Genomic DNA, 22,916 nt, shown 5'->3' with positions numbered 1-22,916 from the left:
TTTTACTTGTTACTATCAGTCGTTAATGATTTTGTATGCAGCGACTTTGCCATTAAACAAAAAGGGAATGAAAAGGGTATCTGAGCTGTCATCGATACTGATATCCGCGGCACTAGCATCTACTTTGCCTAACAAGATACGTTCGTTATCTGTGATTTGATAGATTTCTCCCGCTGGAAAATGACTGACAACGAGTGTGCCATTGAGTTCTGTTACGCCATCCAGGCCACCAAGGCGATAGCTGCTATTCATCAGTGACACTGACTTGCTCACGAGATCAATTTTGTACACTGAGCCGAACTCCTCTGGTTTAAATTGCTGAGCCAGCTTGCTTGCTAAATTCGCAGCTATCAATGTGTTCCCCTGAGCCAGCAATCCGTTCGGATGCGGAAGGTTCTTATCTTCCAGCCACACCACAAGTTCGTTGTCGATGATGGTGTAGATTTTCCCTGCTGCGATATCCCCTACAAACACCTGCCCTGCTTCACTTATCGTCAGGTCGTTAAGCATTGCGGCATCTTTTGCCTCAATACTCTGGTGAACCTTTCCGGTTTCTACATCAATAACATGAACCTGTTTGCCATCTACGACATAGAGGTTGTTTTCAAACATCCCCATACCTGTTGGCATTCCCAAGCCTTCTACCCACTTCATTTGGTCAATCTGTCCGGTCTTGGAAAGCTTGCTGATAAAGCCTTCTTTTTCGCCATTAATATTTGTCACGTAAATCCACGGGTGATCAGGAGATACATATACAGATTCTGGTCCGGAGAAACCAGATAGCTCCCATTGAGGTGACAGAGAAGTCGCCAGACTTGTATTAGTAAAGAATAGGGACAGCCCCAAAAGTGCTGATGTTAGAGTTGAGCGCATGATTAAACTCCGTAATGGCAAGTTGATTTCAATATGGAATCCAGAAGAAATATGACTGGTTTGGACAAAGTATTGCGCTTTCAAATCCATTGAAATAGAGAGATACAGTCAATTTATAATTGACTATTTAGAAATAATAATCACAAAGAAGACTGTTAAAATCCACTTTATAGTAAAAATACCAGCCAATCAGTTGTATTTGTCAACGCCTTGGTACTGACAAGATAATAAAAATCGTTTTAAAACCGGAGTGGAAATGTCTATTGATGCACTGAAAAAGCTCACTGCTACAAGTTCTGAGCCGATCACCTATGAGGTGACACCCGACCCCGTTATTTGGAATGCAGATGTTTCTAACACAAAACAGCGCCCATTTATTGTAGACAAAGAAGAGTATCCATTTAAAAGCCATTGGTACAACCGAGATGGTGTATCCATGCACTATGTTGATGAAGGAGAAGGGGTTCCTATCGTACTGACACATGGGAACCCAGACTGGTCGTTCCTAAATCGAAATATCATCAAAGACATGTCCAGAGATGCCCGAGTCATTGCCTTTGACTTGCCAGGATTTGGTTTTTCAGATGCTCCAGAGAGTTTTGGTTTTACCCCACAAGAACACTCAGAGTGGATCGAATCACTTATCTTTGATCATTTGAAATTAGACAAGTTCATACTGGTCGTACAAGACTGGAGAGGTCCTACTGGCCTGAACATCGCCACTCGCTTTCCCGAGCATATCCTTGGTGTCGTAATTTCGAATACCTGGGCACGGGAAGTCGATGGCGGGATAAAAGAGTTCTCCATGCTCTTCAGAACACCTGAAATGGAGCAACGGGTTTTAAATGAAAACTTCTTTGTCAGAAACCTGATGTTGGCAAATATCAACGAAGACTCACGAAACAATCAGGCGGTAATTGATGCCTATACCATGGCTCTCCCTACACCGAAATCAAGAATAGGAACGGTGATTTTCCCTCAGCAGATAACGCTGGCATCTAAATGGCTGAAGGACATAGAAAATCGGCTGAAAACACTGGCAGACAAGCCAATAGAGTTCATTTTTGGTCAAAAAGATTTTAATCACGGCACACCGATGGCAATAGCGAAATGGCACTCTCATTTCCCGAATGCGAATGTTCAGCTAGTTCCTGACGCTTGCCATTTTGTACAAGAAGACAGCCCGGAAAGCTTTGGGGTTGCACTAAGAAACATCCTCAGCAAAGTAACCAGATAAACAGAAAGGAGGAATCATATGACTCACTCAATTATCTAGGATCTGACTAAACGCTATACCACTAAAAAATACGATGCTAATAAGCGTATATCGGAAGACAATTTAGCCATCATAAAAGAGGCTATCCGCCTGTCTGCTTCATCCATTAACTCACAGCCTTGGAAGTTTGTGCTTATTGAAAGTGACGAGGGTAAGCGTCGTCTTGATGCAACATTTGCGAATAAATACCAACCAAACCGCCCACATGCAATCGAGGCATCGCACATCATCCTTTTTGCTCACAATCCAAATTACCAGAAAGAAGATTACAGAAAGGTACTGGATATCAACGTGGAACTCGGCCGCCTTCCAAAGGAAAGCTATGACGCCATGTTAAACGGAGCGTTCCATTTTGCTGATCTTCACAGAGATAAAAATGGCTCTAATAGCAACTGGACCAAATCTCAGGTTTATATCGCATTAGGCAATACCTTACATGTTCTTGCCCGGTTAGGTATCGATTCGACACCAATGGAAGGGATTGATACAGACTTAGTTAGTGAAGCTTTTGCTAGCGAACTGGACGGCTATACTTGTGATGTTGCCTTAGCCATGGGTTACCACCTGGAAGACGGCGACCACAACTATGGCCTTCCAAAAGCACGTTTAGCAATGGACGATATTTTTACTGTCGTTTAGCTCAAACTAACTTACGTAACTTCGACTCACTGGCAGATGCAATACGGTTTCTGCCGGTTGATTTAGCCTGATACAGAGCCTGGTCGGCCGCCTCTATCAGATCATCTATCGATTGATGCTGAAGTGGGGTCAGGCTGCATACTCCGGCACTGACAGTCACAATATCACTCACTTCAGAAGCGGAATGAGGTAGTTCTAACTTTGTAACGGCTATACGACAACGCTCAGCTATTAATTCCGCTTTGCTGGTATCCGGTAACACTGCGATAAACTCCTCACCACCATATCTAGCTAAAATATCGGATGGTCTGCCTAGTTCATTTTGCAGCGCCTTCGCTACCTGACGAATACAGGTATCACCTTGAGGGTGGCCATAGGTGTCGTTATAGGGTTTGAAAAAATCGATATCAAACAGAATGACCGAGATGCAGTTCTGATTGCGAAACGCCATCTTCCACTCTTTTTCCAGCAACTCATCCAGATATCGGCGGTTATAAACACCAGTCAGCCCATCGGTACGAGATATGCGTGATAGCTTTTCGTTGGCTTCTGTTAGCTCTTGAGTTTTCTCGTCCACCATCCTTCTTATGGTTACGGTCTGGTTAGACAGTATGTAAATATACAAGGCAATAGCACTGGCAAACAGGACACCAGAAACCCCAATTATGGTTGCCAACGGGGAGCTTCGTAACGTGACATAACTTTCCGTAGGCGTGGCATGCAGAGTCCATTGACGGCTCCATAATTCAGGTAATTTCGTTGAATATTGAATGGATTCGTACATGGGCTCCAACGTGCGTGAAGCATGATGGTGAAGCGTTTCCGGTTGATCCGCGATAGTCTCATCCACTAAGGTCATGGTTATTCCCAGAGGGGTTTTAGTTAAGGAGGAGCTAAGGAAGATATCCTGAATACGAAATACACCTAACACAAAACCAACAAGGTTTTCTGAACGCTTTTGAGCTGTCACTGACACACCTTTATAAATGGGAATAAAGGCCAAAAAACCTTTCTGGTTATTTATGTCTTGTATCAATGTGATGCTGCTGCTTGCTAGTGGCTCACCCATATCGCGAGCTTGTTGTAGTGTTTCCAGCCTCTGTTTGCTCGAAGCTAAATCAAAGCCAAGCGCATTTTCATTTCCGATTAAAGGCTCCAGATAATATACCGGATAGTATTCTGGCCTTACTTCTGCGCTAATCATACTTCCCTGGCCTTGGCGCTCAACAAACTCATAGTAGGGGTAATACTGTTGTAACATCTGTTCAAACTGCTCTCGCTGGTCCTTTTGTACACGAGGGATCCACTCCAGAGCCTGTATATTACTGTGACGCGCCAGTATCTTTCTGGCTTCAGCACTGAACTGATCTTTACTTGGAACGGTATTGTTACTAAACAAGATAGCCAGTGCCTGCAAAGCCTCGAAATTAACCACAACTTCCTTGTGTAATGCAGCAGCTCTTACATCTACATCATGAATTAACTCATTCATGATGGAGCTCTGTTCAGACTTATGAATAGACCAGCTGCTGAACGCTGACAAAATAATGCCAAACGTAACGATTAGTAAGGGGACGGTTAGATTAGTTGGCTTCATAAAAAAGGGAACCTTCCTTAATTCTTACAATGAGTTAGAACCTGAAATTAAAATCATTATCTATTAAGTGTATACCCGTTTTCTGAAGGAGGGATAAAAAAATACCGCTCTCTAAACGATAAGCGGTATTCTGGATTTTACTTTGTAAAGAGGTGCGTTTATACAGCTACGCAAGTACCAGCGCGTTCTGCAAGTACATCCAATCCTTCTTCAAGAGCACCAATGTAAGCTCGGCCACCAGACAATGCGAAGTCTGCCGCTGCTTCTACTTTAGGTCCCATAGAACCTGCCGGGAAGTCATGCTCGCCTAGTTGAGTTGGTGTAGCAATGCGAAGCGCACGCTGCTCTTTAGTACCCCAGTTAAGGTAGACCGCATCAGCGTCGGTCAGGATAAGTAGCTTGTCAGCTTTAAGCTGTTTCGCCAGCAGTGTTGCAGCAAGGTCTTTATCGATAACGCCTTCAACACCTTTGTAGCCTACTTCACCTTTACAGACAGGAATACCGCCACCGCCGCAGCAGATAACAATCTCGCCTGACTTAAGTAGTGTTTCGATTGAATGCTTGTCGATGATATTGATTGGTTTTGGCGAAGGAACAACGCGGCGAATATACTCGCCATCCTGTTTCATAGTCCAGTTGTTTGCTTCTGCCAACTTCTTCGCTTCTTCTTCGTCATAAACAGGTCCAACAAACTTGGTTGGATCTTTCATGCTTGGGTCGTTAGCGTCGACTTCGATACGAGTCAGTAGGCTGGAAACTTCTGTATCCGGCATCAGGTTCTGTAGCTCCTGAGCTAACATGTAGCCAATCATACCTTCACTTTCTGCACCCAATACATCAAGTGGATACGGAGAAACTTTGTCATACGCAAGGTTCTGCAGGGCCAGCAGACCAACCTGTGGTCCGTTACCATGTACAATCGCAACCTGATAGTCCTTCGCGATCTCTGCAATGGCTAAAGCAGCAATTTTAATATTCGCCAGTTGGTTATCAAAGCTTGGTGCATCACCGCGACGTAATAGTGCGTTGCCTCCTAGGGCTACAACTGCAGTAGGTTTCATTTTATCTCCTCTTTCGAAAATGGTTGACGGTGAACAAAGCGGCCATTCCCGGCTTTCCCCGTAAATTCACCATTACACGCAACAACCTGTCCACGGCTGATTGTCATCATCGGCCAGCCAAGACACTTCATTGATTCGTACGGAGTGTAGTCTGTGTTGTCGTGCATTAAATCATGAGTAATAGTGACTTGCTGCTTAGGATCAAAAAGCACCAAATCGGCATCAGAACCCTGCGCTAAGCTACCCTTCTGAGGGAAAAGTCCGAATAGCTTAGCCGGGTTATAACTGGTTAATTCAACAAATCGGCTTGGGCTCATACGCCCTCTCATTACGCCTTCTGAAAATAGCAGAGGCATTCTGTTTTCAACGCCAGGCATACCGTTAGGGCAAGCACTGAAGTCATCTTTACCGCGTTGTTTCTGTTCTGAATAGGTGAATGAGCAGTGATCGGTCGCGACTGTATCTATGCTGCCATCTTCCAGCCCTTTCCAAAGTTTTTCGCGCTCTTCAAACGGACGAAGTGGCGGGCTCAGAATAAACTTAAGAGCATCTTCCCTTTCGTAACAGCTTTCATCCAGAACAAGATACTGTGGACAAGTTTCCGCCCATACTGGCTGTCGGTTTTTTCTTGCGAGGCGAACGTAGTCGAGACCCAGTCCATTTGAAAGGTGAACAATATAAAGTGGCGCATCACCAGCAAGCTTCGCTAAGTTAATCATTCTGGCAATGGCTTCCGCTTCGCACTCCAAAGGTCTGCTTTCTGCGTGATATTTGGGTGCGGTTTTCCCTTCACTCAGCAGTTGACTGCGCCTCATGGCAATCGCTGCGTCATTTTCAGGGTGAACGGTAGTCAGCGCTTTTACCTTGCCAAGCTGACTAAGCGCTTTGAATACCGACTCATCATCGAGCTTGTAACCGTATGTGAGATAGAGTTTGAAGCTTGAAATCCCTTCAACCTCAACCATCGACTGCATCTCAGAAAGGATCTCATCGTTGATATGTTGGATAACACCATGGAAGCTGTAGTCAATGGCAGCGGTGTTTTTGGCGTACTCTTTGTAAACCGATAGCTGATGATGTAGGTTACAACCTTTTGGGCCGAACCCCATATGGTCAACCACCATAGTTGTTCCGCCACAAGCCGCTGCTCTGGTTCCGGTAAAAAAGTCGTCACTGCTTCGCGCAATGCCGACATCAATATTGAAATGGGTATGAACATCAATGCCACCCGGCATCACATACATGCCTTTTGCATCGACTATCTTAGTATCTTCCGGGTAGTCAGTAATCTCGTAAGCAACTTTCGCTATCTTGCCATCAATGATTAACACATCCGCGTCTCGTTCGCTCAGATGGTCAACCACAATGCCCTGACGAAGCAGTATCGGTTGTGGAGCACCGTCAATACTTTCGCTTAAACTCAGGGGAAAAGACCTTTTTGAGATCATAACGCCACCATACTCTTTAGGTTAATTGAATGTCCTTTCGAAGAACCAGCCCGATATCTGGAACTTCGGAAAGACAGTCTTAGCTAAGAGCAAATATCCATCCCGAGTAGGATATGAGCTCAGTATCAAGACAGTAGATACTGAATTCCCCGGGATGGAAAAACTTGCTAATGCTAGCTATCTAACATTAGTTTTTACTTCTTAATCTCTTTCAGGTACATCTGTGGGATAACCGCGTACATTGCCGCACACGTTACCAGATGGTCTTTCCAAGTCTTCTCGTTTGGCGCGTGAGCTTCTGGCTCTTTACCTGGACCGAAGCCAATTACAGGAATGCCGTAACGCCCCATGATAGATACGCCGTTTGTAGAGAATGTCCACTTATCAACTGTTGGTTTCTTGTCGAATAGTAGCTCGTAAGACGCTTCAAGAGTCTTAGTTGCAACATGATCTTCGTCGATCAACCAAGTTGGGAAGTAACACTCTGTTGGGTATACAAGGCCAGTGTATGCAGGGCGGTTGTACTCATACATAGAAACCACAGCGTTTGCTTCTTTCACTGCAGGTAGTGCACGGATTTCTTCTAGTGCACCTTCCCAAGTTTCACCCCAAGTCAGACGACGGTCGATAGACACTGCACAACTATCTGCTACCGCACAACGGCTTGGAGATGTGAAGAAGATTTCAGATACAGTCAGAGTACCTTTACCTAGGAATGGGTCATCTTTCAGGTTGTGAGAAAGACCTTCTAGCTGGCTCAGGATTGGGCCCATCTTGAAGATAGCGTTGTCACCACGCTCTGGAGCAGAACCGTGACAGCTCACACCAGCAACGTCGATACGGATTTCCATACGGCCACGCTGACCACGGTAGATCTGGCAATCTGTAGGCTCTGTAGAAACCACAAACTCAGGACGAATATTGCTCTCTTCGATGATGTACTGCCAGCACAGACCGTCACAGTCTTCTTCCTGAACCGTACCTGTTACAAGTAGTGTGTACTCGTCTTCAAGGCCTAGATCTTTGATGATCTTACCTGCGTAAACCATAGAAGCCATACCGCCTTCCTGGTCAGAAGCACCACGGCCACCGATCACTTCGTCATCTTCCATACCTTCATATGGGTCGAAGTCCCAGTTGTCCATGTTACCCACACCAACAGTATCAATGTGTGCATCCATCGCGATTAGGTGTGGACCATGTCCGATCCAACCCAGAACGTTACCCATTGGGTCGATTTCAACTTTGTCGAAACCAACTTTTTCCATCTCTTCTTTAATTCTTAGTACTACTTTTTCTTCGTCACAGCTTTCACTTGGGATAGCGATCATGTCACGAAGGAATTGGCTCATATCCGCTTTGTAATCTTGTGCTTTCTCTAGCACCTTATGGAATGGAATGTTCATTATTATGCTCCTTGGGTCGAACGGTGGTCATCGCGTCCGACGTGATGATTTTATGTATAAAATCTATGCGCCCTGTTTAGATGACAGCAACAGAGCGCTTAGTAATTGCTATTACAGAGTTGGGTGTCTGCCCTGCCATACCACTTCACGGTAATGGACTGGATCGGTATCACCCTCTGTATTGATGAGAAGAACCACTGAGTCTTTATTCAAACCCAGTTTCTCCATCAGTTTTTCACGCTCTGGGTGGTAGTAAACGGCTGCCAACATGCCAGCGCCAACTGCACCGGATTCCCCGGAAACGACTCTTGGATCATCACCCAGTGGGTTACCAAGAACTCGCATACCCAGTGCAGCTACGCTGTCCTGACATGAAACAAATTGAGTGGAACAGTCACGAAGTACTGGCCAGCCGATTGGGTTAGGCTCGCCACATGCAAGACCTACCATGATAGTTGCCAGATCACCTTCTACATTGGTCATCTCGCCTTTGTCACTGATACCAGACTGGTAGATACAGTCGGCCAAATCAGGTTCAACAATCACAGAATGAAGTTTGTCTGCGCCATACATATCGCATAGGTAGCCCAGCACACCACCAGCCATCGCACCAACACCAGCCTGTAAGAAGACGTGAGTTGGTCTTTCAACCTGCTGCTCTTTCATCTGGTCAATCGCTTCAGCAGCCATTGTCGTATAACCCTGCATGATCCAGGTTGGGATTTCTGTATATCCTTCCCAAGCTGTATCCTGAACCACTTTCCAGTTGTTCTCTTCAGCAGTTTTTATCGCCAGACGCACAGTGTCGTCATAGTTCATGTCTGTAACGATGCACTCAGCACCCAGCGCACGAATGTTGTTAACACGCTCGTCAGCAGCACCCTTAGGCATGTAAACAACTGCGTTCTGACCCAGCTTGTTTGCAGCCCAAGCAACACCACGTCCGTGGTTGCCGTCAGTTGCTGTAGCGAATGTCATTTTGTCTGTGATGTCGTTTTTCAGCTTGTCGAAATCAAAGTTATTGATATCAAGCTTGTACTCGTCACAAAGCAATCGAGCGATAGCGTAAGCACCGCCAAGCATTTTGAATGCACAAAGATCGAAGCGATGAGCTTCATCTTTAATAAGAACTTTGCTGACACCGATTTCTTTTGCCAGACAATCTAAAGAATGCAGTGGCGTTGGTTTATAACCTTCCACTTTTTGATGGAAAGCGCGGGCTTTTTCCGCTTCTTCGATAGTGAATAGAGGAGACTGCTGACCGTTGAAATGACGGTTATCGGCGATCTCCATCTTTAATGAAAATGTAGACACAACCAGACCTCATCGAATAATTATTTTTTGAATGCGGGGAAGCTTTTGTCGTTCCCCGCGATAGGATTAGCCAAACTTGTTGTTATATCTGGCGGTTACTTAACGCGCTGCTCGTACTCATCAAGCAGTTTCTGAAGGATCTCACCTGGTTCTGAGTACTTACGGTTCAGAATCATTGCAGCGATGATATATGGCTTCCAGCTTGCTTCTTTGTAAGTTGCGATGCGGTATTTCTCGAATACTGACTCTTCAACTTCACCTTCTTCACAAGATACGCCTGTGATATCCGCTGGCAGACAGTGCATGTATAGTGCTTCACCGTCTTTCGTCTTCTTCATCATCTCTTCAGTACAATGCCAGTCTTTGTGCTTCGCATTCTGAGCCAGACACTCTTGCTCAAGCGCTTTCAGACCATCATGGTCATTAGCACGTAGAAGCTCAGTACGACGACCCATTACCTGGTATGGAGCCCAAGATTTTGGATATACGATGTCAGCATCTTCAAATGCTTCTTCCATAGACGCTACCTGAGTGAAGCTACCGCCTGATGCTTCTGCATTCTTACGTGCTTCTTCAACAACTTCAGGGATTAGGTCATAACCTTCTGGGTGAGCCAGAGTCACGTCCATACCGAAGCGAGTCATAAGACCGATGATGCCCTGAGGCACAGAAAGTGGTTTACCGTAGCTTGGAGAGTAAGCCCAAGTCATCGCAATCTTCTTGCCTTTTAGCTGGTCTAAGCCACCGAAGTGCTCTTCAAGCCATGCAAGGTCAGCCATAGACTGTGTTGGGTGGTCGATATCACACTGAAGGTTAACCAATGCAGGACGATGAGGAAGTACGCCTTCTTTAACACCATCATCAAGCGCTTCACCCACTTCACGCATATATGCGTTACCAGCACCTAGGTACATGTCGTCACGAATACCGATAGCATCAGCACAGAATGAGATCATGTTTGCTGTTTCACGTACAGTTTCACCGTGAGCGATTTGAGATTTGCCTTCATCTAAATCCTGCTGAGCAAGACCTAGCATGTTGATAGCAGATGCGTAAGAGAAGCGGGTACGAGTAGAGTTATCGCGGAACAGAGAAATACCCAGGCCGTTTTTAAATACGTTAGTTGCAATGTTTTCTTGTCTCATTGCTTTCATTACCTGAGCTGTTTTCAAAACACGCTCTAATTCTTCAGGAGTCTGCTCCCAAGTTAATAAGAAATCTTTACTGTCTAGTTCAGATTTTAGCTCGTTGATTTCCTTAATTAGTTCATTAATACTTTTCATTCTATTCTTCCCAGTAATTTTGTAATTGCTAAATCATTTATGGCCGAAATATTCGTAAGAAACGTCTGTTGGGTATTCGCAGACAACTGGTAGTCATATTCCAAGTTCTGTGCCAACAACAAAAAAGTACTAAAAAAAATATTCAAAACAGCTCTTCATCCCTTGAAACACAAGGGATAGAGAATTTTCGTCAAGCGTGAACGTTTGCGTTTTTGTAAATTATTAATTATCACTATCTATCACTCTGGACGACCAAAATGATAGGTAAGTAAACATGTATTTATCATATTGATATGGGGATGTGACCTTGCCTACAAATCCGTTTTTTCCTGAACGAGACAATAGAGAACTCTGACTTTCATCACGCACGGAGATGTAAATTCTTATTACCTTTGCAAGTTCAATAAATAGAACTGAAGTAAACATATGTTGAAAAAAGTCCAACAATCCGAACTCATGCAGTTGCAGCCCACAATAATGCGCTTTACAAAAATGCTTTCAGCCGTACTTCAGCTGGATGCTGAAGTTGTTGATGCAGATTTAGTACGTATTGCTGGTACCGGGCCTTATAGCAAATTTGTTGGCAAGAAAATCAACACCAGTTCGCGGATATTCCGATATATCCTCGAAACACACCGTGAAAAAGTCGTTGTTAAATCCCGTACCGATCCAATCTGTGAAGGTTGTCAGTCCAAAGATACCTGTCGGGAAACCGCGTTTCTTGGCGTGCCTATCATGTCTGAAGATCGCTGTATCGGTGTGGTCAGTCTGGTTGCATTCACAGAAGAATCTCAGGAAAGAATCAAAGATAACGTTCAACTGTTTTCCGATTATATTCAGCACATCGCGCAGATCGTTGTTGCGAAAGTGCATGAAGGGAACAGTGAGCAAAATGGCGGGCTTGATGAGGTGTTTACCAGCCTTATCGAAAACATGGACCAGGGTGTTCTGGTTCTGGATGGAAACAGCCGTGTTAAATATGGTAATCAACCTGCCCTTAAAAACCTGAATATCGAGCTGGAAGAGCTCTCTCAAATTGAAGTGAATATTCAGCCTTTGTCGATGCATAACAACGAGCTTAAAGGTCATCAGCAGCATATCGTTTCACTGGGTGAGCGACAGGAACTGGTTGTGGGTCAGTTCCACAATGCAGGTGGACATCAACTGTTCCTGATGGCGTTTTATCAGCCTAACAAGTCTTTTGTCGTCAATGAACCTCAGCCTCAGTTCACCAGTGTTATCGGTGAGTGCAAGAAGATGAAACAGCTGAAAACCATGATCGCTAGGATCGCCAGCAGCCCGTCAAGTGTGCTGATCAACGGTGAAAGTGGTACTGGTAAAGAGGTGATAGCCCATGCAGTTCATGATTTAAGTACCCGAAGCGATAAACCGTTTGTTGCCATTAACTGTGCTGCAATCCCTGATCAGCTACTCGAAAGTGAGCTGTTTGGTTACGTTAAAGGTGCCTTTACCGGTGCTTCTAATAAAGGCAAAACCGGTCTGATTCAGGCTGCCAACAACGGTACCCTGTTCCTTGATGAAATCGGTGATATGTCGATGACGCTTCAGGCTAAACTGTTGAGGGTGTTGGAAGAGCGTGAAGTGATGCCTATAGGCTCCAATACCTCTATTCCTATCGACATTCGCATTATTTCAGCAACCAACCGCAACTTCGCGGAAATGATCGCTGAAAACAGGTTCCGTGAAGACTTGTATTACCGTCTGAATGTTATCCCAATTCATCTTCCACCTCTGAAAGAGCGCGAAGGTGATGTTGAGTTGCTGGTTCAATTCTTCCTGGATCTACATACTCGTAAGATTGGTGTTGGCTATCCGGGAATCGAAGATCGTGCAATGGCGCTGCTCAATGCTTACCACTGGCCGGGCAATGTTCGTGAACTCAGCAACCTAATCGAATACCTGGTGAATGTTGTCCCTGAGGGTGACGCTATTGATGTTGACCTTCTTCCTCCATATTTCGAGCAGGTGAAAGAAGCCCAGCCCGTTGTCGTCACCAAAGCTGATGAGCCAACAATGAGTCTTGAAGAGATGGAGAAGATTCGAATCGAGGCTGCTCTGAACAAACTTGGCAATCGCCAGTTGGTTGCTGACGAACTGGGCATCGGGATCGCGACACTCTACCGCAAGATTAAGAAGTACGGGCTTAGTGTAAACAATCACTAATTTCTGCAACCAAACCTCAAAAAGACTTCAATCCCCAAATCTGGGTTTTGAAGTCTTTTTTGTTACCAGAGTTAATCCCTGCATAAAAAAGTGTGATCGCGCTAACAACATAACACAAAAACAACAAATAGTAGAAAATTTTTCTCCATTTACTCCAAATCAAAGCAAATAAGGCAAAAAATATCTCTTAAAAAGCTCGTATAGTGTACTCAATAACTCGTTACTACTTCGGCCCTGCCTTCTTACCTCTACCGGGCTGAAATGACAGATAACTCTCGCTCCTCGAATTAGGGGCCGGACGAACAAAGGTATACATATGAGAACTGAACTTTGGGATGGATTTTCCCGCATAATTAAAAAAGAAGTCGTTCCTGCACTAGGTTGTACTGAGCCTGTTTCTGTTGCTCTTGCCAGTGCTATCGCTGTGAAGAAATTATCCGGAGATGTTAAAGCGATTTCAGCATATGTATCACCAAACCTAATGAAAAATGGTATGGGTGTTGGCATTCCTGGTACTGGCATGGTTGGCTTATCCATTGCAGCTGCAATCGGTGCTGTTGCAGGTGACGCTGAAGCTGGCTTGGAAGTACTTAAAAACATCACTCCCTCTGATGTGACGAAAGCACAAGCTTTACAAGACTCTGTAACGGTTGAAGTAGCCGATGTTATCAATATCATCTACGCGAAAGTGATCGTCAGCGATGGTGAGCATCGTGTGGCTGTGACTATCGCTGACAGCCACACTAATGTGGTTTCTATCGAAGAAGATGGTCTGACTACGTTTTTAAACACGGGTGGTCAGAAATCAACAGAAGAACCACTAGAGAACCCAATGCAAGATGCGACCGCAGAAGATATCTACGATTTCGCACTTAACGCACCACTTGAACATATCAGCTTTATTGAGCAAGCGTATCAGCTGAACAATGAGCTTTCACATGAAGGTCTTTCTCAAGACTATGGCCTTCAGGTAGGCGCTACCTTTAAAAGAAATGTTGAAAAAGGCTTTTTGTCTGCAGGGTTGATGACTGACGTTCTGTGCAGAACATCAGCGGCATCTGACGCTCGTATGGACGGCGCTATGAAACCCGCCATGAGCAACTCAGGTTCAGGTAACCAGGGGATCTCTGCGACAATGCCAGTTGTTGTTGTAGCAGAACATGTAAAGGCTGATCGCGAGACAATGATCAGAGCGCTCATGCTTTCCCACCTAATGGCAATTTACATAAAAAGCTATCAGAACAAGCTGTCTGCACTATGTGGCGCAACGACTGCATCCATGGGTGCAGCGGCAGGGATGACCTGGCTACTGGGTGGTAACTTTAAGCAAATCAGCGATGCTATTTGCAGCATGATTGGCGATGTCGCTGGCGTGATTTGTGATGGAGCAAAAACTGCCTGCGCGATGAAGGTATCTTCTTCTGCCGGCGCCGCATTTAAGGCGACACTAATGGCACTAGATGGTATCCGGGTTACTGGTAACGAAGGTATCGTTTCTAACAACGTTGATGACTCAATACGTAACCTGTCTAGCCTGGCTAATGGCTCTATGACCCAAACTGATGTTCAGATCCTTGAGATCATGGTAAGCAAGTAAATCCCAAATAACCCTCAAAGCATTGAGCGGCTTTCTTTCCGGGAAAGTCGCTCGGTGTGCCCTAACTCGAAACCACGATTTGGAAATCAAATAATGAAAGAAACAATTAATTGTGAAAATGCACCTGCTGCAGTTGGCCCTTTTGTTCACGCTAAACTAGTGAACGGTGTACTTTACACCTCAGGACAGCTACCGATCGATCCAGCTACAGGTACTATGCCAGAAAGCGTGGAAGAGCAAGCGAAACAGTCGTTGGCGAACGTTGAAGCTATCGTTAAATCTGCTGGTATGAGCAAAGAAGATATCTTTAAGACAACAGTATTTGTAAAAGACCTAAATGACTTCGCTGCGGTAAATGCGATCTACAGTGAGTTTTTCGGTGAAAGCTACCCAGCAAGAAGCTGTGTTGAAGTCGCTCGTCTTCCTCTGGATGCAAAAGTTGAAATCGAAGTTATTGCTACTAAATAAAATTGCTGCTAAATAAGAACTCAAGGTTGAAGCTGCCTGGCTTCAGCCTAATTAATATAACTGAACGCCAATCTTAAAATATCAATCCCATCTAATAAAGATTAAAAACCCATCAACTAAAATATTCATATTGAGTTATTTAACACCCATTAAGTAATTAATATTTTACACAAGTAATATCTATTTTTACCTGGTATTTACAATTACACTTTATAACCTTTCCTCATCTATATATACGCGGGCTCGCTTGTCTGTATTGGCTCAAAAACCAACGACACCACCAATAACACACCTTCAATTAATGCTCATAAAAACAACAAGTAAGACACAAAACCGCCAATACACAAAAATCTTAATCGAGTCGATTTTTATTTGTCCATTTCTGTGATCACACTCAACAAAACATTCAATTAAAATATAAGATATAAATATCAAAAATATTATTTGAGTCACACTTAATAACCACAATAAAATTATGTATTTTGATTACCATCAAAACAAGAAAAATGTTTTGTGATTCAGCCTAAAATAGAGATTTTAATTCTATTACTTGCGAGTTATGGAAAAAAAAGGAAAATTTTTTCTCATATTATTAGCGTAATCTCTCCTACATCAGCTGAACATCACAGCTTATAAAAACAAACTAATTAAAAAAATTTCAAATTCAAGCGGAGACATACAATGACCCAAGCTATTGAAGACATTGATTTGCATGGTGCAAAAGCACTGCACGAAAAGGCTGGAATGTCTATTCAGGAGTGGAAAAAAGCCACCAAGTTCGACAGTGTCGACATTGGTTGGATAGTAATGAGCATCGGTATGGCAATTGGTGCAGGCATCGTATTCCTGCCAGTTCAGGTCGGTGTGATGGGGCTTTGGGTTTTCCTTCTTTCTTCCATTATTGGCTACCCAGCAATGTACCTGTTCCAAAAACTTTTCATCAATACGCTGGCAGAATCCAAAGAATGTACAGACTACCCAGGTGTCATCACCGGATACCTTGGCAAGAACTGGGGTATGGCGCTTGGTGCCCTTTACTTCGTTATGCTGGTTATCTGGGTGCTTGTCTACTCACTGGCAGTAACCAACGATAGTGCGTCCTACCTGCACTCCTTTGGTGTCACTGAAGGTAAGCTTAGTGATAACGTATTCTATGGCCTGGGCCTTATCTGTGTGCTGTCGTTTATCGGCTCTAAAGGTGAAAAGCTACTGTTTAAACTGTCAGGCTTTATGGCCGTGACTGTTCTTTCTTTGGTTGCCGTAATGGGTGTTCTGCTTGTTGCTAAATGGGATATGAACAACATTCCAGCTATCGGTGATATGGGCCCAATGATCAAAGATGCCATCATTACCCTACCATTCACACTCACTTCAATTCTGTTCATTCAGTCTCTGAGCCCAATGGTTATCTCTTACCGCTCTCATGAGAAATCTATTGAAGTAGCACGATACAAAGCAAGCCGCGCAATGAAAATTGCCTTCGCGATTCTATTTGTGATTGTATTCTTCTTTGCAGTGTCATTTACCTTCGCTATCAGCCAAGAGCAGGCAACAAGCGCAATGAACCAGAACATTTCTGCGCTGGCTATCATTGCTCAATACTTCCCTGGCAGTTGGGCAACTATCGCGGGTATCGTTATCAACATCTTCGCGGTTGTGACCTCTTTCTTCGGTGTTTTCCTGGCGTTCAAAGAGGCATGTACTGGTTTGGCAATGAACGTATTGCTTCGTAAGTACGATGAGTCTCAGATCGATTCCAAGCTAATCAGTAAGCTGGTAACAGTATTTATCATCCTGTTGGCGTGGGGCGCGATCGCTATTAATGCACCAATCCTGTCATTCACATCAATCTGTAGCCCGGTATTTGGTCTGGTCGGTTGTTTGATTCCTGCATACCTTGTTTATCAGGTACCGCATCTGCACAAGTACAAAGGCATGGCGACCAACATGATTATTATCACTGGTATCCTGCTTTGTATCTCACCTATTCTGGCGTTTATCTAAGCAAAACTGGACGTTTGACAAGTGAACCAACCGCCTTCGCCGAAGGCGGTTTTTGTATGCGTTATTCTTCCAGTACTTTGATTCTGTTTTCCGTTATTCCATCCTTAGCATCAAGTAACAGATTCACCGGAGAGAGTATCACCCCTTTTATTGCTCCCTCTGTCGCCGCCTTGCTCACCTCTTTACTTTTTTCCATCAGTTCATCAGCACGGGCAATCAAGACAGGTACCTGCTCTCTCAATGCCTCTGATTCAACGATGATGGCTGGAATAACGTTTTCTCTATAACCTTTCGCTTCGGTTAATGCCGGTGGAATCACATCGGTTCGGTAACTCTTCAGTTCAGCCAAAGTCGAGGGAATGGTTTCTTTGGCCAAACCATCCGTCGTCTTAAGTACTGCAGGTATCGTGTCACTGCGTACGATTCGAACTTCTTCCAAAATAAGCGGAATCTTTTGGTCAACCGACTCTACGGTTTTGTTTACATCGGATATGGTGCCTTCAAGCCTATCTGCCAATATGACAATGTTGGGGAGTACTTCTTCTATTGTCCGCGCGACTTCCAACCACTGAGCTACCTCAAGCTTATCGGTTGTGCTATCAATATCGGCAATGACCTGAGGGTAGGTGTCTACCACCTTATAGACGGCATTTGTGAATGAATAAATGGAGTAACCAAGATAAAACACCGACACCATCAATAAGGCCTGCACAGCCACTGCGATTTTGGACAACATGATAAATACCCTTTAACTGACACTGATGTTAAAAGTTTATCACTCTCTGTCGGTGTTTCATTATTTGAATGGTTGCTTCGCTCAACATTTCTTCTGATAAGACATTAAATGTCTCTATACATTACTTACCTTTCGCTGTGTTTACCGCACGTGTAAAGCCTCGAGCCCAGTTGTCAAACGCGTACTCAATATCATCAATATTGCTATATGGGTTAGCGTTAAACAGGTAGCTTCCGCGGCTGTGTTCAAGAATAACAGCGTCTACCTGGTTCATTTCTGCATTTGAAAACACAGCTTCAATAGACACTTCACCAACCGTTGCAGATGTACCCGGAACCACAAGAGAAGTTACGTTTACGAGAGCAGTTGGTGTCTTAATATCAAATATTCTGAATGATACTCGCAATGTGTCAGGCGTAGGCGTTGTTCTAACTTCATAACCAGCTTCTGTTAGCTCATCTGTCATTGCTTTCTGGAAATACTGTTGAAGCTCCGCTAAGTCTTCCTGAGATAACTCACCGTCATAATCAACTTTAATAGGGTCAATGATAAAACTATTGTACTCAGAAAGAGGTTTAGCACCTTTTCGTTCATACACCAGTGTTGGCATTTTGCTTTTATCTTGAGTAAGACCTTTAAGGCTCACAGAGGAACTGCCAGAACTTATATCCTGGCTAACATTCGCACAACCAGATACCACTGACACTAGCAGTGCAGCAAACAAAATCTTCATTTTATTGATACTCATAACTTTCCTTTTATTTTTTATCTAACTTTACAAATCTCATGACGATAGTCGTTCAAAACAGAGCTCGAACGACTATTGCCACGTTCTCTCTTTTATTAGCTACTTGGCGCTTTCATTAGACTTAATGTTGAAGAATATGGCGTAAAGCACAGGCACAACAACTAATGTCAGCAACGTAGCGAAGGTTAAGCCAAAGACCAGGACGACCGACATCGACTTAAAGAAAGCATCGAAAAACAGTGGGATAACCCCTAACACCGTGGTCAATGCACCCATCATTACCGGTCTCACCCTACTCGCAGCGGCATCGATAACTGCATCATGCCTTGCTTTGCCTTCGCTTATCTCCAGGTCGGTCTGGTCAACCAGTACAATCGCATTCTTGATAAGTAGGCCCGAAAGCGATAGCAATCCAAGAATCGCCATGAACTCCATTGGCGTCCCTGTAGCAAGCAGACCAACAGAAACACCGATTAGAGCAAGCGGTACGACTAACCAGATAACCACGGGCTGTCTTACGGTACCGAACAGAACAAACACAGTGATAACCATTGCAGCAAAACCAAGTGGAATGGTAGAAGCGAGGTTACTGTTCGATTCAGCAGAATCACCGTACTCACCTCCCCACTCCAGCTCGTAGCCGTCTGGTAATGGAATAGCTTCAATTTTCGGTCTGATTCGACTAAATAAGTCTGTAGTTAACTCACCCGGTACAGGGTCAGACTGAGCTCTAATTTCCCACTGGCGGTCAACGCGTCTTACAACACCGTCACGCCAAATCGTTCTGAACCCATCCGTTACTTGTCCGATAGGAACAGCCTTTCCGGTTAAAGAACTGATAACCTGAACACTATCAATGTTCTCAATGCCCGTTCTTTCATGTTCAGGTGCTCTGGCAATAATTGGAATCAGCTCATCACGCTCACGGTAAGCACCAATGCTTTTGCCGGAGTAATTTGTTTCCAATGCAGACGCCAGGTCTTCACGAGAAACGCCTGCCCTTTGAGCCGCTTTTTCGACATATACTGGCTCGATAACGCTGATAGGCTGACGCCAGTTATCTTTAATGGATAGTGCTTTACCATCCGCGGCCATAATCGCTTTAGCCTGAGTTGCAAGGTTGCGTAAGACTTTGGTATCCGGGCCACTAAATTTGGCTTCGATTCTTGAACCACCACCAGGGCCTAATACGAATTTCCATACCTTGCCTTGTGCATCCGGAAACGACTCGTCGATATAACCCTGAATCTCGGTTAGCAAGCCATCGATGACTAGATCGTCAGTGGTACGTATCAATAATTGAGCATATGCAGAGTTTTGAGATTCTGGTGCATAAACCAGCATAAACCTTGGCACACCGCCGCCGATGGAGGTTTGCACATCTTCTACACCATCCAACGTCTGCACAAAACGCCCCAGCTTTTCCGCATCACTCTTGGTTGTAGTGATATCCGTACCTTGCGGTAACCAGTAGTCAACAACAAACATTGGTGTCGTTGAAGCCGGGAAGAATCCTGATTTAACGAACTGGAAACCCCATACCGATGCAAAGAACATCGCAACAACACCAATCATCACAAGCACTCGTTGCTTAAGCATCACATAGAGAAACTTTTTATAAACTCGTGTGAAGCTGCTCTCTGTCTCTTCCGACCCTGATGATTCAGATGCCTCTTTAAATAACCAGAAGCAGAATAGCGGAGTTAAAGTGATCGCAAACAACCAGCTATACAGCAGTGAAATCAAGATTACCCAGAACAAATGTCCGGTGTATTCGGCTGTAGCACCAGGAGCAAAACCAATAGGTGCGAACGCAATGATACCAACCAGTGTTCCACCCAGTAGCGGCCATACCGAACGCTGAACAATTTGCTTCGCGATATACAATTTGCGGATACCATTTTTCACACCGACAAGAATGCCTTCTGTCACCACAATGGCGTTATCCACCATCATACCCAAAGCGATAATCAGAGCACCCAACGATATTCTATGCATCGGAATATCAACCATGTTCATTGTTGCCAGTGTTGCGAAGATGGTCAGCAACAAAATGGAACCGATAACGATGGCTGATTTCAAGCCCATGAAAATCAACAGAGTAACGATAACAATGAGAAGTGCAGCAATAACATTGACGACAAAGTTTTCAACCGACGAGTCTACGATATTGCCCTGGTGATAGAACTCATGCAGTTCAATACCCAGAGGTCTTAGCTCTTCAGTTTCCGCGATTTTAGCGTCGATATTCTGGCCAATTTTTACAATATTGCTTCCGAGTTGCCCAGAAACACCGATTGCGATCGCTGGCTCGCCATTATACAGGTATAGCTTTTCGTCCGGCTCTTTATAACCACGCCAGACTCTGGCGATATCTTTTAGATAAACTAGCTTTCCGTCTGAATCGGCTGAGATTAGAAGGTTTTTGATGGAATCTACAGAATCGATAGCGCTGGTTGGATCTATGACCAATCGCTTGTCACCTACCTTAACACTGCCGGATGAAACAACCGCGTTCTGCTGTGACACCATGTTTACGATATTAGAAAAAGATAATCCAAGGCGTTTCGCATTTTGCTGAGATATCTCTACATAAATCGCTTCACTTTTCTCGCCCTCAATTGAGACTCGAGCAACGCCCTCAACCTGCAGCAGTGAGTTTTGCAAAGATTTAGCATATTGTTTTAGCTCAACGTTGGAGTAACCCTCACCAGTGACAAAATAGAGCAAACCAAACACGTCACCAAAATCGTCCGCGACATAAGGTGTACCTGCACCCGGTGGAAGTGAAGATACAGTGTCGTTGATCTTGTTTCTTAGCTTGTTCCAGACGAGCTGCAAATCACCGCGAGTTTTTGACGAGTTGTATCTCACCTCTACGTTGATTTCGGATTTTCCATAAGTAGAGACCGACTCAATCGTTTTGACTTCCGGTAACTGTTGGATTGCTTTTTCAAGCGGTTCGGTAACTTCCAGAGCCACTTCATGAGGGTTGGCCCCCGGATAAGAAGTAACAATGACCGCCTGTCTGATAGTAAATTCAGGGTCTTCGAAACGGGCCATGCCCTGATACGCATGCCAACCACCGACAATTGTAAGCAATATGACAATCACGCTGAGCACTGTATTCTTTATAGTAAATTCAGCAGTATTCATGTGTGCCTGCCTTAATACGAGTAACTTTTATAAAGTAATTCAATAAGTTCATTGCCATTTCCTTACTTTCATTCCTTCGTATAAGTACGAGACACCTGCACTCACGACCCACTCATTTTGCTCGAGTCCGTCAATTACCACCTGCATGTCGCCAATGCCCTCTGCGATCATTACTTCTCGCTTAGCTACAGTCATATCTTGCTGGTTTACAACCCAGACATAGTTCTTCTCACCATCACTGGTAATTGCATTCAAAGGCACACTAACTCGATTTTCTGCGATATCAGCCGCTGCGCGCATCTCGATAGTTGCGCTCATGCCTGGTAGTACAAGCAAGTCTTCTGGTGCAGAGAACTCAAAAGTGACGGAATAAGTTTGGGTAGTTGCATCTGCAATCAATAAAGCTTCTTTAAACCTGATTTCTAACGGCTGTTGTGGAGCGATATCAAGCGTAATATAAGACTCGGTCACGAGATCTTCTTTGTCACTCTCATACAAGTTAGCTAAATACGATGCAGGAATATCAATAGAAGCTTCTAATGTGTCGCCACCAATGAGTACAATAACGGCCTGACCGCCCGAGACGGACTGCCCGTTTTCAACCATGGTCTGAGCAACGACACCATCAAACGGAGCAAGCAAAACCGCATCATTCACGGCCTTTTTCGCACTATTCAACTGCGCAAGGCTCACATCTCTCTCTGTCTTACGCTGTTGAAGCGTACTCTTGGAAATTGCTTTGCTTTTTGAAAGCTGGACAGCACGTTTGTACTCTTGGTCCGCGCTGGTGTATTGAACCCTTGCTTTATCCAGATTGTTTTTTAGATCTTGTTGATCTAATCGCGCAATCAAGTCCCCTTTTTTTATTTGTTGTGCACCTTTAACAGGAAACTCGACAAGCTTCCCTCCAGATGAAAAACTCAGTTCAACCAATCGATTATCATTTACCACCGCTGGAAACTTTGTCACATTTTGTTGTTCATCCATTCCGGTAATCGCGATTTTAACCGGACGAACTTGCTCCTTTTCTACAACGACTTCACTTTCATTATTACAGGCTGTTAACCCGATAACAGAAGCAATCAAAGTGATGAGCAATTTTTTGTTTTTGCGGAACATATACTTT

At 44.4% G+C, this 22,916-nt stretch carries 17 protein-coding genes; 6 read left to right on the top strand and 11 right to left on the bottom strand.

From position 1 onward, the window contains the following. Positions 1-15: 15 nt before the first annotated feature. Positions 16-873 carry an SMP-30/gluconolactonase/LRE family protein gene (locus SNR28_RS00190; protein WP_375748999.1) on the bottom strand — a complete coding sequence of 286 codons (858 nt, stop codon included), beginning with the start codon at positions 871-873 and terminating at the stop codon, positions 16-18. Positions 874-1,129: 256 nt separating this feature from the next. On the opposite strand from SNR28_RS00190, the gene SNR28_RS00185 reads away from it, so the two are divergent. Both SNR28_RS00185 and SNR28_RS00180 read left to right on the top strand, forming a co-directional pair. Then, entirely contained in the window at positions 1,130-2,110 is a 981-nt protein-coding gene (locus tag SNR28_RS00185; RefSeq protein WP_375748998.1) for an alpha/beta fold hydrolase, read from the top strand. 42 nt (positions 2,111-2,152) lie between these two features. Next, positions 2,153-2,788, top strand: a complete 636-nt coding sequence (locus SNR28_RS00180) for a nitroreductase family protein (protein ID WP_375749932.1) — start codon at positions 2,153-2,155, stop codon at positions 2,786-2,788. A gap of 1 nt (position 2,789) precedes the next feature. On the opposite strand, the gene SNR28_RS00175 is transcribed toward SNR28_RS00180, so the two are convergent. The 6 genes from SNR28_RS00175 to ygeW form a co-directional block, all read right to left on the bottom strand. Beyond that, positions 2,790-4,385, bottom strand: coding sequence for a diguanylate cyclase domain-containing protein (locus tag SNR28_RS00175; RefSeq protein ID WP_375748997.1), 1,596 nt, complete (start codon positions 4,383-4,385; stop codon positions 2,790-2,792). Between the two features lie 158 nt (positions 4,386-4,543). Beyond that, entirely contained in the window at positions 4,544-5,446 is a 903-nt protein-coding gene (gene arcC, locus SNR28_RS00170) for a carbamate kinase (RefSeq protein ID WP_375748996.1), read from the bottom strand. After that, positions 5,443-6,894 (bottom strand): dihydropyrimidinase, encoded by a 1,452-nt coding sequence (hydA, locus tag SNR28_RS00165; protein WP_375748995.1) that lies wholly within the window; start codon positions 6,892-6,894, stop codon positions 5,443-5,445. Before hydA ends, arcC begins: the two co-directional genes overlap by 4 nt. 194 nt (positions 6,895-7,088) lie before the next feature. Continuing rightward, the gene (locus SNR28_RS00160; protein ID WP_375748994.1) at positions 7,089-8,300 is read right to left on the bottom strand and encodes a YgeY family selenium metabolism-linked hydrolase; all 1,212 of its coding nucleotides are present in this window, start codon (positions 8,298-8,300) and stop codon (positions 7,089-7,091) included. Between the two features lie 111 nt (positions 8,301-8,411). Continuing rightward, on the bottom strand, positions 8,412-9,614 hold the full coding sequence (gene dpaL / locus SNR28_RS00155) for a diaminopropionate ammonia-lyase (protein WP_375748993.1): 1,203 nt from the start codon (positions 9,612-9,614) through the stop codon (positions 8,412-8,414). Between the two features lie 95 nt (positions 9,615-9,709). Continuing rightward, positions 9,710-10,897, bottom strand: coding sequence for a knotted carbamoyltransferase YgeW (gene ygeW, locus SNR28_RS00150; protein WP_375748992.1), 1,188 nt, complete (start codon positions 10,895-10,897; stop codon positions 9,710-9,712). Between the two features lie 426 nt (positions 10,898-11,323). On the opposite strand from ygeW, the gene SNR28_RS00145 reads away from it, so the two are divergent. From SNR28_RS00145 to SNR28_RS00130, 4 genes are all read left to right on the top strand, one after another. Further along, positions 11,324-13,081 carry a sigma 54-interacting transcriptional regulator gene (locus tag SNR28_RS00145; protein ID WP_375748991.1) on the top strand — a complete coding sequence of 586 codons (1,758 nt, stop codon included), beginning with the start codon at positions 11,324-11,326 and terminating at the stop codon, positions 13,079-13,081. Positions 13,082-13,397: 316 nt separating this feature from the next. Next, positions 13,398-14,678, top strand: a complete 1,281-nt coding sequence (locus SNR28_RS00140; RefSeq protein ID WP_375748990.1) for a serine dehydratase subunit alpha family protein — start codon at positions 13,398-13,400, stop codon at positions 14,676-14,678. A gap of 93 nt (positions 14,679-14,771) precedes the next feature. Further along, a complete protein-coding gene (locus SNR28_RS00135) occupies positions 14,772-15,146 on the top strand; it encodes a RidA family protein (RefSeq protein WP_375748989.1) in 375 nt (124 codons plus the stop codon). Positions 15,147-15,890: 744 nt separating this feature from the next. Further along, positions 15,891-17,150 (top strand): hypothetical protein, encoded by a 1,260-nt coding sequence (locus tag SNR28_RS00130; RefSeq protein ID WP_375749931.1) that lies wholly within the window; start codon positions 15,891-15,893, stop codon positions 17,148-17,150. 61 nt (positions 17,151-17,211) lie between these two features. Here the strand turns inward: SNR28_RS00130 and SNR28_RS00125 are convergent, their stop codons facing one another. The 4 genes from SNR28_RS00125 to SNR28_RS00110 all read right to left on the bottom strand — a co-directional run bounded on the left by SNR28_RS00125 (position 17,212) and on the right by SNR28_RS00110 (position 22,909). Next, on the bottom strand, positions 17,212-17,886 hold the full coding sequence (locus SNR28_RS00125) for a hypothetical protein (protein ID WP_375748988.1): 675 nt from the start codon (positions 17,884-17,886) through the stop codon (positions 17,212-17,214). 121 nt (positions 17,887-18,007) lie between these two features. Continuing rightward, complete coding sequence (locus SNR28_RS00120) at positions 18,008-18,634, bottom strand: DUF3313 domain-containing protein (protein ID WP_375748987.1); 627 nt, start codon at positions 18,632-18,634, stop codon at positions 18,008-18,010. 99 nt (positions 18,635-18,733) lie between these two features. Then, a complete protein-coding gene (locus SNR28_RS00115; protein WP_375748986.1) occupies positions 18,734-21,790 on the bottom strand; it encodes an efflux RND transporter permease subunit in 3,057 nt (1,018 codons plus the stop codon). Positions 21,791-21,838: 48 nt separating this feature from the next. Further along, positions 21,839-22,909, bottom strand: a complete 1,071-nt coding sequence (locus SNR28_RS00110; protein ID WP_375748985.1) for an efflux RND transporter periplasmic adaptor subunit — start codon at positions 22,907-22,909, stop codon at positions 21,839-21,841. Positions 22,910-22,916 lie beyond the last annotated feature (7 nt).

It is taken from the genome of Vibrio iocasae (genome assembly GCF_042245395.1).
Lineage (GTDB): Bacteria > Pseudomonadota > Gammaproteobacteria > Enterobacterales > Vibrionaceae > Vibrio > Vibrio iocasae.
The sequence above is the reverse complement of the archived record's forward strand: the minus strand, read 5'-3'. Positions and strand labels throughout refer to the sequence as shown.